The following is a 13,714-nucleotide window of genomic DNA, read 5'->3' on the forward strand; positions in this document are numbered from 1 at the left end:
TCAGGTCCAGTTGATCCGTCATCTTGCAACATGGGCACTCACGCGCGGTCTGATGGCGTGCAGCACGACCCGCAGCCCCACGCGTCGCGGCGTAAACTACGTACTGTCGACTTCGGTTCGCGCGATGTGCAACGCGCCGGGTATTCAGCGTCGATTTCAATCAATGGAGGTATTCATGTCGCTTTTTGACAGCATCACGCGGACAGTCAAGGGTCTCTTGAACGACGCAGCCGATTCCGTGCAGGACCCGTCGCGTGATGCGCGCCAGATCGTGCGCGAACTCGACGAGAGCATCGCGAAGGCGGAGAACTCGCTGATCGAAATCCAGGCGCAGGTCGCCACGCAGCAAAGCAAGCGCGACGTGGCCGCCGACAAGGCAAAGAAATACGAAGACGGCGCGAAGCGCGCGCTGCAGGCCGGCGACGAAGCGCTCGCGCGCGAGGCGCTCGGCGCGCAGGCCACGGCCGAGGCGGAACGCGATGCGCTCGCGAAGGAACTCGCGACGCTTGAGCCCTCCGTCGAGCAGTTGAAGACGCAGATCGACGACATGCGTCAGCGCCGCAATGACCTCAATGCGCGCTCGAACATCCTGCAGGCCAAGCAGCAGATCGCGCAGGCCAAAGATACGGCGGCGACGGCGCTGGGCGGCATCGGCGGCAAGAATCTTGCTGAGGACTTTCAGAAGCTGGAAGACAAGGTCGCGCTGTCGAATGCGCGCTCCGACGCGCGCCTCGACTCCGCCGACGTGAAAAGCGGCAAGGCGCTCGACGACAAGCTCGCGGACCTGAACCGCGGCCCGTCGATCGACGACCGTCTTGCTGCGCTGAAGAAGCAGCTGGACACGCCTGCGCAGTAACGCATTGCAGGCAACGTGCCGCGCGGCATCCGTGATCCCATGCGACGCTTGCGCGGCACGGCAACTCGATAGTCATGGAGACGGGCGTCAATCCGCCCGGCCCACATCATGAAAAAACTCCTTGCAGCAGCCGGTCTGTCCCTGACGCTCTCGCTGATGCTCGCACCGGGCGCCGCATTTGCAGTGCCGACGGCGACGCAGATCGAAACGACGATTCAACAGGGCAACTGGCAGAAGGCCGACTCGCAATTGAACGAAGTGCTGAAGGCGCATCCCGACAGCGCTCGCGCGCACTATCTGTACGCACAGGTGCTCGATCGCGAGGGCCGCCCCTCCGAAGCGCTCGCGCAGCTGCAGCAGGCGAAGACCCTCGACCCGCAGGTGCGCTTCACCGACCCCGACCGCTTCGCGCAGACGGAAGCGCGTCTTCGCGCCGACGCCGCGCGCGTCGGCGGCGGTGCGGCGGGCGGCCTCAGCACCAATAGCACGCATCGCACCAACAATCCGTTCGCGCAGCAGGAAGCCGGGCCCGCGACGTCCGCGTTGCAGCAGGCGCCGCAACGGCACGGTCCGTCGATGGGCATGTGGATCGGCATCGCCGTGCTGATCGCCGCGATTGCGCTGATCCTGCGCTGGACGCTGCGCCGCGCGCGTTCACAGGAAGACACGCGCGCCGGCGACGACCGCCGCATCCAGTTGAAGCGCGCCACTGACCTGCTCAACGAAGTGCGCTCGCTCAAACTCGACGTGAAGCTATCGACTGCACCCGGACACGAAGCGCTCGAACGGGAAGTCGAAGGCGCTGAAACGCAGTTGCGCCAACTGGTCGAAGCACTGTCGAACAGCAAGAACCCCGTGCCGCCGTATCAGATCGAAGAAATCGAGCGGCAGGTTGCGAGTCTCAAGGCACGCGCCGAAGGCCGGCCCGACCCGAATGCGGCCCCGGCGGCAGCGGCGGGCACAGGGGGTGAATCCGCGTACGCGCGCGAAGCGAACGAGGCGTTCGGGCGTGGCCAGCAGCAAGCTTATCCACCTGGCTATCCACCCGGTTATGCGCCGCAAGCGCCTTATCCGTATCCGCCGCAGCAACAGCAGCCGCCCGTCGTCGTGCAACAGGGCGGCGGCTTCGGTGCCGGCATGGGCGGGCTGCTGACGGGCGTGCTGCTCGGCGAAGCGCTCAACTCCGGGCGTGAACGCGTGATCGAGCGCGATGTGATCGTCGACGACGAAGCGCGCAAGCGCAGCACCAACGACCCCGGCTCCGTCGACTTCGGCCAGGGCTCCAACGACTGGAGCGACGGCGGGGGCGACGTCGATATGGGCAGCGATGATTCGGGCGGCTGGAACGACACCTGATCTCGCCCGCCCACTATCGGCATCGAACGCAGGGCTCCTCACGGAGCCCTTTTACATTGGGCTTCGAATGGAGAAGCTGAGCGCACGGCTGATGCTCTGCGCGAGGACTGCTGCGCCCGCGAACAGCCTGACGATCATGATGGCCCAACATCCCGTCCCTGGAGCCGGCACGTTACAACGATATTGACGGCCCCTGTACAGTTGTCTACCCTGCGCTTCTGCTGTCGTTGACGAACGTAGACAACCCCCGTCTTCATTCTCGTCTTCTTACTGTTTATCGGAGTGTTGGACTCCGAGGTTACGCTGGAGCGCCGATCATATGCCCTCACCCCGCCGTGCCGCGATGCGTATCGCGATTATCGGAAGCGGCTTCTCCGGCATCGGCATGGCGATCCGGCTAAAACGCCTCGGATACACCTCATTCACGATCTACGAAGCAGCGAGCGACCTGGGCGGCACGTGGCGCGACAACACCTATCCAGGCGCCGCATGCGATGTGCCTTCGCATCTCTATTCGTTTTCGTTCGAAGCGAACCCGTCATGGTCACGCGCATTCAGCCATCAGCACGAGATACTCGCTTATCTGAAGCATTGTGCACGCAAGTACGGTATCGACAGTGCAATCCGCTTCGATGCGCGCGTCATGGCTGCACGTTTCGACGAGGCGCGACTCGTCTGGCTGCTCGATATTTCATGCAATGGCGTGCATGAAAGCGTCGAGGCCGATTTTGTCATCGCGGCCAACGGCCCGCTGTCACGCCCGGCCATGCCGAAGATCGATGGACTCGATGCGTTTGGCGGCAAGATATTTCATTCAGCGCGCTGGGATCACGAGTACGCGCTTGACGGCAAACGCGTCGCTGTGATCGGCACTGGCGCAAGTGCAATCCAGTTCGTACCACGCATCCAGCCGAGGGTCGCGCGGCTGATGCTCTTCCAGCGCACCGCACCGTGGGTCTTGCCGAAGCCCGACAAGCTGATCGGCGAACGCGCGCGCTGGTTCTTCAAGCATCTGCCTTTCACGCAACGCTGCGTGCGCGGCGCGATCTACTGGCAGATGGAGTCGCGCGGCATTGCGTTTTTCGTGAATCCCAAGCTGACAGAACCTGCAATGAAGTTCGCGCGCAGTTATCTGGAACGCCGCGTCAAGGACCCGGCGCTGCGCGCCAAGCTCACGCCCGACTATCGGTTGGGATGCAAACGCGTGTTACTGTCGAGCGACTACTTGCCCGCGCTCAACCAGCCGAATGTCGATGTGGTGACGTCGCCGATCCAGACGGTCGTGCGTGACGGCATCGTGACGGCCAATGGCGTGCATCATGCCGTCGACGCGATCATCTGTGGCACCGGGTTCCAGGTGAACGACGTCGGCGCGCCGTTCGACGTGACAGGCATCGGCGGCGCCGAACTCGGCGCGCTCTGGCTGCGCGACGGACCGCAAGCGTATCTCGGCACCAGCATCGCGGACTTTCCGAATTTCTTCATGATGGTCGGACCGAACACGGCCCTCGGCCACAACTCGATGATCTACATGATCGAATCGCAGGTGCAATACATTGCCGATTGCCTGCGGGAACTGCAGCGACGCGGCGCGCGCACGATGAACCTGCGCAGCGACGTGCAGCGCGCATTCAATGACGACCTTCAGCGCCAGATGCAGCGATCCGTCTGGGCGAGCGGCTGCCATAGCTGGTATCAGACGAGGAGCGGCAAGGTGACGGCCATCTGGCCGGGCTTTACATTCAGTTTCCGCCGCCGCACGCGCCGCGTGCGCGCCGCCGAGTACATCTTTTCACGTTAAGAGGAAGTGCATTGCAGGCGGATTGAACGGGCGCAGCGTCGCCCGCCCTCGCCCGTCTAGCTTCCGTCCTGTGCACGACCGGCGTACACGCGTGTTTCATAGACAAATTCGACCGTACCGTCTTGTGCAGTACGGTCGAACAATGCCCGCAAAGCAGCGAGCATCGGCTCGTGATTCGGATGCCCAGCCTTCGGCGCATACGACGACGACATCAGCCGCCCCCTCAGGCCATCGAAGTCCAGCCGCTGCACGTTCGGAAAACGCGCGTTGTGCGCATGGCCCTCGCCGAACCATGCGGCCATCGACTCATCGTCCGCATAGCGTTCGGCAACTGCCTGGTAGTCGTCGCTGAAGCGTTGCAGCAGTGCTTCGTAGCCCGCAAGAAATGGCGTGCCGTCAAGCGACCGACTGTTCCAGAACAACGCGATCAGACCACGGGGTTTGAGAATGCGAGCGAATTCACGTCGCGCGGCGGTGGGATCGAACCAGTGGAACGCTTGCGCGGCGATCACGAGATCGATGCTGCCGGATTGCAAAGTCGTTGCCTCGGCGGTGCCGTGAACGCTCGAATAGCCGGAATAGTCGTTGAGCCATCCGTCGGCGGCAGCGCGCATCGCCTGATTCGGTTCCACGGCGACAACGGCATGCCCCGCATTGAGAAAAAGCTGCGCCGAAATGCCCGTGCCCGCGCCGATGTCGGCGACGCGCGCGTCTTCGGCGATTCCGCAGACCGTGCGCAGGAACGTCACGACCTCGCGCGGATAGCTCGGCCGGTACTTGACGTAATCGGCGACACGATCGGTAAAGCGCTGAGTGGAATCGCTGGTCATCTTAAGGATGCGACGGCAAATGCATTGCGATGCAGCTTACTGTAGTTCAGCTCAGCCTGCATGACAGTGCGTGACATCGTGCTACATCGTGCTTCAACCGCCGCTCAGCAGGCGCAGCAGACTCCACAGGAACTTGCACACCATCACGATCAGTTCCCATAGATACACCAGCTGGTCCCAGCCCGACACGCGCGCGAAGGATTCAATCATCGGTCATTGGTTGGCGGATTCGGCAGACAGGCAGGCGCGACGGTTCGCGAGGAGACCACCGATCGTACCCGAATCGACTGCGGGATAGTCCCTATCAAGCGACTCCGCAAAGCGCCGTATAGAAAACGTAAGCGAAAGAAGTGCAATTCATGTGCCGCAGTTCATGTGCCGCAGTTCATCGACGGCGGCAATCCGTGCAGCCGCCGCGCGCGTCATGCACTGACGGCCACATTCAACGGACATTGGACGACGCGCATCTGCACTGCGCCGCCCCGGAGATTCGACCATGACAGGCTTTTTCAAGCGCCGCACGCGCCGTGCCGGCGGGACTACATCGGTTGTCGGGCATATCGCCTCGCAGGCAGGCAAGCTCGGCATCGAGATCTGTGACGTGTCGGGTCATATCGAAGAAGTCGCGGCGCGCGTCGCGCGGCAAGCGGACGTATGCCACACGCTGCGCCAGTCGGCTGCCGCGACGCTCGCCGGCAACCACCGGATCGCCGCCGCCGCGCGCGAAATGCGCACGGTGACCGCCCAGGCAGCGGACGACGTCGGGCACTCGCAGCAGACGCTCGAAGCATCGCTGTCGGACATTCATGGTCTGGTCGAAGGCGTGACCGTGATCGAAAGCCAGATCGGCGCGTTGCGCGCGGCGCTGTCGCATGTGAGCCGCGTTTCGGAGGAAATTTCGCTGATCGCGCGGCAGACGCATCTGCTCGCGCTGAACGCCGCGATCGAAGCCGCGCGCGCGGGTGAGTTCGGCAAGAGCTTCGCGGTCGTCGCGGCAGAAGTGAAGACGCTGTCGGCGAAGACGGCGCAGGCGACGGGCCAGATCGAGACCACGCTCACGAAGCTCACCGAGCAAACCGAGCGTCTGATTACGGAAGGCGCGGAGAACACCGCGCGTGCGCAACGCGTGCGCGAAGGAACGCGGATGCTCGGCGACGCGGTTCATTCGACCGGCCAAGCGATCATGCAATTGAATGCAGAGGCGAACCAGATCGCGACGCTGTCCGGCGAAATCGAAGAGCAATGCAATACATTCGAGACGCAGGTGCTGGAAATCGCAACGGACGTCGAACATTCGAGCGCGAATTTCGTGCACGCCAAGAATCGACTCGGCAATCTGCTGGGCGTGTCTGAAAACCTGATCGAACTGACGGCAGCGACGGGCGCCGCAACGGCCGACACGCCGTTTATCGACGCCGTCGAGCGGGCCGCCGCGCAAGTCGGCAAGCTGTTCGAAGCAGCCGTCGCGCGCGGCGAACTCTCGATGAACGATCTGTTCGACGATCGCTATGTGTCGCTGCCCGGCACGAACCCGCCGCAGTTCATGACGCGCTTCACCGAGTTCACCGACCGCGTGCTGCCGTCGATCCAGGAGCCGCTGCTCGATCTCGACCCGCGCGTGGCCTTTTGCGCCGCCGTCGATGTGCGCGGCTACCTGCCGACCCACAACCTCAAGTTCTCGCAGCCGCAGCGCGACGATTCCGTATGGAATGCAGCAAACTGCAGGAACAGGCGACTCTTCAATGACCGGACCGGACTCGCGGCCGGCACCAGCATCAAACGCTTTTTGCTGCAGACCTACCGGCGCGATATGGGCGGCGGCGAGTATGTGCTGATGAAGGATGCTTCAGCGCCCATTTTCGTCAACGGCAGGCACTGGGGAGGCCTGCGTATCGGCTACCGCGTCTGAGGACGCCGTTGAGGACGCCGTGCTGCGCGATGCCGCGCGGCCGGACCCGGATACGGGCTCGCTTTGCCGGCGCCCGCATCAGCGCCGGCAAAGGACAAGGAGACGCTCCGAACTAGATCGCCATCGCAAGCCGCCGCTTCTCGGCGCGCTGCATGAAGTGGTTTGCCACCACCACGCCCACCGTGACGACAGCGATGAACAGCGTTGCCAGTGCATTCATCTCCGGATTCAGGCCAAGGCGGACACGCGAGAACACCACCAGCGGCAGCGTCGTCGAGCCGGGCCCGGACAGGAACGCCGACAGCACCACGTCGTCGATCGACAGTGTGAACGACAGCAGCCAGCCCGCCACCAGCGCCTGCGAGATCAGCGGCAGCGTGATGGAGAAAAATACGCGCAACGGCGTTGCACCTAGGTCCAGTGCAGCTTCTTCGAGCGATGGATGCAGATCACGTACGCGCGACTGCACGATGATCGCGACGTAGGAAATACACAGCATCACGTGGCCGATCCAGATCGTGAAGATGCCGCGGCCCGCGGGCCAGCCGAGCCACTTGCCCATTTCAATGAACAGCAGCAGCAGCGAGATGCCCTGGATCACTTCGGGAATCACGAGCGGCGCATTGATCATCCCCGTGTACAGCGTGAAGCCGCGAAACCGGCCCATGCGCGCGAGCACGAAGCCCGCCCACGTGCCGATGATCACCGACGCGAACGCCGTCAACAGCGCGACGCGCAGCGACAGCCATGCGGCGGCGATCAACTCGTCGTCCTGCAACAGCGCGGCATACCAGCGCGTTGAGAAGCGCGTCCACACCGTCACGAGCTGCGACTCATTGAACGAGTACACAACGAGGCTGATGATCGGCACATACAGGAACGAGAAGCCGATCGCGAGCGCAAAGAACTGCAATAGACGACTCGGCTTCATCAGCGCTTCTCCTCCAGTTCCTTCGCCTGCGAGTACTGGAACAGCGCCATCGGCACGAGCAGCAGCAGCACCATTGCGCATGTGACGGCAGAGGCCATCGGCCAGTCGGCGTTGTCGAAGAACTCATTCCACATCACGCGGCCGATCATCAGCGTATTCGCGCCGCCGAGCAGTTCAGGAATCACGTACTCGCCGACGGCCGGGATGAACACCAGCAGGCAGCCCGCGATGATGCCGTTCTTCGACAGCGGCAGCGTGATCTGCCAGAACGCCTTCCACGGCTTTGCGCCGAGATCGTACGCGGCTTCGAGCAAGGTCAGGTCCATCTTCACGAGATGCGCGTAGAGCGGCATCACGAGAAACGGCAGGTATGAATAGACCATGCCGATATAGACGGCCGTGTTCGTGTGATACAGCTCGATGGGCGAATGAATCAGTCCCATCGACATCAGGAAGTTGTTCAGCAGCCCGTTGTTCTTCAGAATGCCGATCCATGCATACACGCGAATCAGGAACGACGTCCAGAACGGCAGCATTACCGCCATCATCAGGATGTTGCGCGTCGCGGGGTTCGAGCGCGCGATGTAGTACGCCATCGGATAGCCGAGCAGCAGGCACAGCACCGTCGAGATCGCCGCGACGACCACCGAGTTCACATAGGTCGCGAAGTACAGACTGTCGGATAGCAGGAACGCGTAATGCGACAGGTCGAGCGCGACGTGAATCACGCCGTCCTTGATCGTCGTGAGTTCCGTATAGGGCGGAATGCCCAGTTGCAAGTCCGCGAAGCTGATCTTCACGACCAGCAGGAACGGCACGAGGAAGAACAGCAACAGCCAGATGAACGGCCCGGCGACGACGGCCGTGCGCCCTGTCAGCCGGAAGCGGCTCGCGGGCCACATCATGAACGAATGCAGCGCGCTTTTCATGACGTCAGCACCACGCCCGCCGATGCGCTCCAGCGCACGTACACTTCGTCGCCCCACGTCGGCGTTTCGATTTCCGACAACGCGAGGCTCGACACGTTAGCGATCACCGTCTTGCCCGCATCGAGCTTCACGTGATACAGCGAGTAGCCGCCCATGTACGCAATATTCGTGACGACGCCCTTGCCCCAGTTAAACGCGCCTTCGGGCGGCTTGCGCGTGAGCGCGATTCGTTCGGGGCGCACCGAGATCGTCACGGGCATGCCGAGCGGCCCCGTGATGCCGTGGCTCACATACAGGCGCACAGGCAGGTCCGGCGTTTCGATATACACGTGATCAGGCTCGTCCTCGACGACGTTGCCGTCGAACAGATTCGTCGAGCCGATGAACTCCGCCGAGAAGCGGCTGTTCGGATATTCGTAGACCTCATTCGGCGTGCCGAGCTGCACGATCTCGCCTTCGCTCATCACGGCGAGGCGGCTCGCCATCGTCATCGCTTCTTCCTGATCGTGCGTGACCATGATGCAGGTGACGCCGACCTTGTCGAGAATGTTGACGAGCTCGATCTGCGTGCGCTGGCGGATCTGCTTGTCGAGCGCGGACATCGGCTCGTCGAGCAGCAGGAGCTTCGGACGCTTGACAAGCGAGCGCGCGAGCGCGACGCGCTGCTGCTGCCCGCCCGACAACTGATGAGGTTTGCGCTTCGCGAAGCGCCCCATCTGCACGAGTTCGAGCGCGGATTGCACGCGCTCCTTCAGCTCGGCTTTCGGCACGCCCTCCTGCTTGAGGCCGAACGCGACATTCGATTCGACCGTCATATGCGGAAAGAGCGCGTACGACTGGAACATCATGTTGACGGGCCGCCGGTACGGCGGCATTTGCGCAAGATCTTCGCCGTCGATCAGGATCTTGCCCGACGTCACGGACTCGAGCCCCGCGAGCATGCGCAACAGGGTCGACTTGCCACAGCCGGAACTGCCGAGCAGCGCGAACAGTTCGCCCTTCTTCACCGACAGGTTCACGCCCTTGACCGCGACCGTCTCGCCGAATTTCTTCACGACGTCGACGATCTGCACGAAGTTTTCCGCTGCGAGCTGCGCAGCGGCGGAATTGCCCGAGGACGACACGCCGGCCCCTGCCAGCACGTTCGACTGGTCACTCATGATCTGCTGCTTCTCTCCCTGCATTTGACGAACAAAGCCCCCGGCTGGACACCGAGGGCTTCATGATGTTGCTTTCCTGCACGACCGTCCGGCTCGGACCTGCTTAGCGGCCGGACTTGAACTCAGTCCACAGCCGCGTTTGCAGACGCTGGATTTCAGCCGGCAGCGGCTTCAACAGGAACAGCGTCTTGACGACGTCCGCCGGCGGATAGACGGCAGGGTCGTTCGCGACATCCTTGTCCACATACTTGCGCGCTTCGAGGTTCGCGCTCGGATAGTAGACGGCGTTCGTGATCGCCGCGTGGACCTGCGGCGTCTCGATGTAGTTGATCCACTCGAGGGCAGCTTCCTTGTGCTTCGCGTCCTTCGGAATCGCCATCACGTCGAACCACACAGGCGCGCCGCCCTTCGGAATGTAGTAGTCGATCTTGTACGGCTTCTTCGCTTCCGCCGCGCGGTGCTTCGCGATCACGACGTCGCCCGACCAGCCGTACGCGAAGCAGACGTCGCCGCCGACCATGTCGTTGATATAGCCCGACGAGTTGAACTGCGTGATGTACGGACGGATCTTCTTCATCATCGCGAGCGCTTCGCGATAGTCGGCCGGGTTGGTGCTCATCGGGTCCTTGCCGATGTAGTGCAGCGCGGCGGCAAACATCTGGTCCGGCGCATCGAGCACGGAGACGCCGCATGCTTTCAGCTTCGAAATGTTTTCCGGCTTGAAGAGGATGTCCCAGTTGTCGAGCGCGACGCCCTTGCCGAGAATCTGCTGCGCCTTCGTCACGTTGTAGCCGAGGCCCGTCGTGCCGTACGCCCAGGGCACCGTGTACTGGTTGCCGGGATCGGCGCCCGCGACGAGCGCCATCAGCGACGGGTCGAGATACTTGAGGTTCGGAATCTTCGACTTGTCGAGCGGCGCGAAGATGCCCGCCGCGATCTGCTTGCCCGCGTAGTTGCTGGTCGGCACGACGATGTCATAGCCGGAGTTGCCCGTCAGCAGCTTGGCCTGCAGCGTGTCGTCGCTATCGTAGTTGTCGTACTTGACCTGGACGCCCGTCTGCTTGGTAAAGTTCGGAATCGTGTCCTTGGCGATGTAGTCCGACCAGTTGTACACATTCAGTTGCGTATCTTTTGCCGTTGCCGACATGAAAGGCGTAGCGCACAACACCAGCGCAGCCAGTTGGCCCACCACCAGTTTCTTCATCCCGTTCTCCATTGTGACCGGCGCGAAAACCGGTCGCTTACCCCGCTTCAAGCCGCTGCGTGGCGCAGGCGGCTACCCTTGAAAAACCCGAAAACTACCATCAATCGAAGCCCGATTCAAAAAAAAACGCCAGATGTCGCGCAAAGGGTACAGCGCGCGCAGCTTTTATCCGTCACCGGTTCGCTTCCCCGCAGGTGCCATGCGCCCGCTCTGCAGCCGCCCCGCCCGCCTCGCTCGACATGCACTGGGACGGCGCGGGCTGGCACGCCACCGCAAAATTGGGCGCAATTGTATCCGGTTATCGCGTCCTGTCCACCCGAAAAAAACCTCGTTCCGTGGCGGCGCAATCGCTGCGCAGTGCAGGTTCGCAGAAGTGGATTGCATCGTGCCGATCCGCCCCATTCCTCATCACTATAGACTGTCAAAGAAGCCCAGATCGTGGTAACTGCGAGACGCACCCGCAAAGCGCGGCATGCAGCTTGCCTGATCGAAAGCTTCCGGAATCCGCGACACTGCGATGAACACGAACCCGTTCACGTTGATTCCATCCCGCCGGCGCCGACGGCGCAGGGGGCCTCCACGTGCCGGAAACCGGCTGGCGTTCATCGGCGCGGGAGCGCTCGTCGCGGTCGGCTACATGGACCCCGGCAACTGGGCGACGGCGCTCGCGGGCGGTGCGGGCTACGGCTATCGGCTGCTCGGCGTCGTGTTCATGTCGAGCCTGATGGCGATGCTGCTGCAGTGGGTGTCGTCGCGCCTCGGCGTCGTGACAGGGCGCGATCTTGCGCAGATGTGCCGCGAACGAACCGGCCGGCGCACGACGCTGTTCCTCTGGCTGACGAGCGAGGTCGCGATCATCGCTTGCGATGTCGCCGAGGTGGTCGGCAGCGCGGTCGCGCTGCAACTGCTGTTCGGCGTGTCGCTGACGGCGGGCGTGCTGACGTCGGCCGTGGGCACCTTCGCGATGCTCGCGTTGCAGCGGCACGGCCGACGCACGCTCGAAGCGGCCGTGGTCGCGCTGATCGTGTTCGTCGGACTGTGCTTCGTGGTCGAGCTGGTGCTCGCGCGGCCCGACTGGCGTGCGGCGTTGACGGGCGCCACGCCCAGCCCCGAACTGCTGCGCAACGCGGGCATGGTGTGGCTCGCGGCGGGCATCCTCGGCGCGACAGTGATGCCGCACAACCTCTATCTGCACTCGGCCCTCGTCAGGCACCATGCGCGCTCCGACAGCGACGCCGACATCGCCGATGCACTGCGCGGCGTCAACTTCGGCACCTTCAGCGCGCTTTCATTTGCCTTCGTGATCAATGCCGCGCTGCTGATCGTGTCGGCGGCCGTGTTCCATGCGAGCGGCCACCGTAACGTCACCGATCTTGCCGATGCACACCGGCTGATAGCGCCTATCGTCGGCTCACACTGGGCGGCGATCCTGTTTGCGGCGGCGCTCCTCGCTTGCGGGCTGAGCGCGACCGTCACGGGCACGCTCGCGGGCCAGGCCGTGATGGAGGGCTTTCTGCAGATCCGGCTGCCACGCTGGCAGCGCGCGCTACTGACGCGCTCGCTTGCGATCGGCCCCGCGCTCGTGGCCGTCGCGATGTTCGGACCGCATGGCTCGGCGCAACTGCTGGTTGCAAGCCAGGTGGTCTTGAGCCTGCAGTTGCCGCTCGCCGTCCTGCCGTTGATCCGTTTCGCATCGGACGCGCGGCTGATGCGCGAGTGGCGCGTGCGAGGCGTGCCCCTCGTGCTCGCGTGGATGTGCGCTGCAGGGATCATCGCGCTGAATGGCGCGTTGATTTGGGAAACGGCGACAGGATAGACGTGAGTGCATGAGCGCGCATCGAAAAGCGGGATCAGGTCCGCTCGATGGGTCCGTCGGTGCATGCGCTGAGACGCCGCCGACCTGAAGCACGTTGGATCGCGTCGCTGATGCGCGGCTGCGCCTTGTGCGGGCCTTATCGAGTGCACGATCTTGCTGCTCGTCGCTTCATGCGGACTTTCCCTTTGTAAGCTGGCTCTTACAATGACCTTGAGTTGTTGCCGGATGCCGGTTTGCAAGCCTTGCGCTGACAAGCACGCAGCACAGTGCAATGCAATCCGTTGCATCGGAATTTCGCTGAGCGCGACAACCCGGATATCGCCGACTACCGCGGCCACGTGGAGCTGCTGCTCAAATGCGGCAGCCCCGACGACTGGCAGCGCGCGACGACGCTGCGCAAAGGCACGAAGGCACTGGCACGGCAGCGTCGATGCGCAGCTGACCTACCCGCTAAGCAGCGCGTGAGGTGGCTATCTGTGAATCGGATATTTCAATCGCTATGGCGAGAACTGCTCGCCTGCAACAAGCGGCGGTACCGGACGGCACTCATCAGCTACAGCTACGCCCGATGAACTCGAATGCATGCCAGCCGACCCTCAAACTGGCGCCGGAAGCCGATTGCGCTTTTGGTTTACCATAGCGGACCGCTCGCACTTCCCGTCCAAGGTAACTCGATGTCTTCGAATCTGCACGACCTGCCCGACAGCCCCTGCATCGGCGTCTGCTCCACGCTTTTCGACGAAGTGTGCAAAGGCTGTGGCCGCACGGCGACAGAGGTGTCGAACTGGGTGTTTCTCGCCGATGAGGAAAAGCGCGCCGTATGGGAACGCATCGAGCGCGAGGGCACGGCCATGCGTTTCAAGTACGACAAGCTATGATGTGATTCAGCGCAGTTCAGGTCCACACTCATGCATTGGCATGA

General features: G+C 63.0%; 11 protein-coding genes and 1 pseudogene. 7 read left to right on the forward strand and 5 right to left on the reverse strand.

What is annotated here, in order from left to right:
• Positions 1–175 precede the first annotated feature (175 nt).
• The 3 genes from J8I87_RS09060 to J8I87_RS09070 all read left to right on the forward strand — a co-directional run bounded on the left by J8I87_RS09060 (position 176) and on the right by J8I87_RS09070 (position 4,013).
• A complete protein-coding gene (locus J8I87_RS09060) occupies positions 176–856 on the forward strand; it encodes a PspA/IM30 family protein (RefSeq protein WP_209931113.1) in 681 nt (226 codons plus the stop codon).
• Between the two features lie 108 nt (positions 857–964).
• Positions 965–2,212 carry a tetratricopeptide repeat protein gene (locus J8I87_RS09065; RefSeq protein WP_209931114.1) on the forward strand — a complete coding sequence of 416 codons (1,248 nt, stop codon included), beginning with the start codon at positions 965–967 and terminating at the stop codon, positions 2,210–2,212.
• 319 nt (positions 2,213–2,531) lie between these two features.
• Complete coding sequence (locus J8I87_RS09070) at positions 2,532–4,013, forward strand: flavin-containing monooxygenase (protein ID WP_209931115.1); 1,482 nt, start codon at positions 2,532–2,534, stop codon at positions 4,011–4,013.
• A 56-nt stretch (positions 4,014–4,069) separates the two neighbouring features.
• Here J8I87_RS09070 and J8I87_RS09075 read toward each other — a convergent pair whose 3' ends face one another.
• A complete protein-coding gene (locus J8I87_RS09075) occupies positions 4,070–4,843 on the reverse strand; it encodes a class I SAM-dependent methyltransferase (protein WP_209931116.1) in 774 nt (257 codons plus the stop codon).
• A gap of 496 nt (positions 4,844–5,339) precedes the next feature.
• Here J8I87_RS09075 and J8I87_RS09080 point away from each other — a divergent pair, with 496 nt between their 5' ends.
• Complete coding sequence (locus J8I87_RS09080) at positions 5,340–6,752, forward strand: methyl-accepting chemotaxis protein (protein ID WP_209931117.1); 1,413 nt, start codon at positions 5,340–5,342, stop codon at positions 6,750–6,752.
• 112 nt (positions 6,753–6,864) lie between these two features.
• Here J8I87_RS09080 and J8I87_RS09085 read toward each other — a convergent pair whose 3' ends face one another.
• The 4 genes from J8I87_RS09085 to J8I87_RS09100 form a co-directional block, all read right to left on the reverse strand.
• Positions 6,865–7,683 carry an ABC transporter permease subunit gene (locus J8I87_RS09085; protein WP_209931118.1) on the reverse strand — a complete coding sequence of 273 codons (819 nt, stop codon included), beginning with the start codon at positions 7,681–7,683 and terminating at the stop codon, positions 6,865–6,867.
• Complete coding sequence (locus tag J8I87_RS09090) at positions 7,683–8,612, reverse strand: ABC transporter permease subunit (RefSeq protein WP_209931119.1); 930 nt, start codon at positions 8,610–8,612, stop codon at positions 7,683–7,685. The genes J8I87_RS09085 and J8I87_RS09090 overlap by 1 nt, the downstream gene beginning before the upstream one ends.
• Entirely contained in the window at positions 8,609–9,772 is a 1,164-nt protein-coding gene (locus tag J8I87_RS09095; protein WP_209931120.1) for an ABC transporter ATP-binding protein, read from the reverse strand. The genes J8I87_RS09090 and J8I87_RS09095 overlap by 4 nt, the downstream gene beginning before the upstream one ends.
• A 103-nt stretch (positions 9,773–9,875) precedes the next feature.
• Entirely contained in the window at positions 9,876–10,976 is a 1,101-nt protein-coding gene (locus J8I87_RS09100; RefSeq protein WP_209931121.1) for a polyamine ABC transporter substrate-binding protein, read from the reverse strand.
• A 517-nt stretch (positions 10,977–11,493) separates the two neighbouring features.
• On the opposite strand from J8I87_RS09100, the gene J8I87_RS09105 reads away from it, so the two are divergent.
• The 3 genes and pseudogenes from J8I87_RS09105 (at position 11,494) to J8I87_RS09110 (ending at position 13,670) form a co-directional block, all read left to right on the forward strand.
• Complete coding sequence (locus tag J8I87_RS09105; RefSeq protein WP_209931122.1) at positions 11,494–12,792, forward strand: Nramp family divalent metal transporter; 1,299 nt, start codon at positions 11,494–11,496, stop codon at positions 12,790–12,792.
• A gap of 305 nt (positions 12,793–13,097) precedes the next feature.
• Positions 13,098–13,364: pseudogene (locus J8I87_RS44575) on the forward strand (phospholipase A); the annotation flags it as partial.
• Positions 13,365–13,466: 102 nt separating this feature from the next.
• Entirely contained in the window at positions 13,467–13,670 is a 204-nt protein-coding gene (locus J8I87_RS09110; protein WP_209931123.1) for a DUF1289 domain-containing protein, read from the forward strand.
• Positions 13,671–13,714 lie beyond the last annotated feature (44 nt).

The organism is Paraburkholderia sp. LEh10, assembly GCF_017814945.1.
GTDB lineage: Bacteria > Pseudomonadota > Gammaproteobacteria > Burkholderiales > Burkholderiaceae > Paraburkholderia.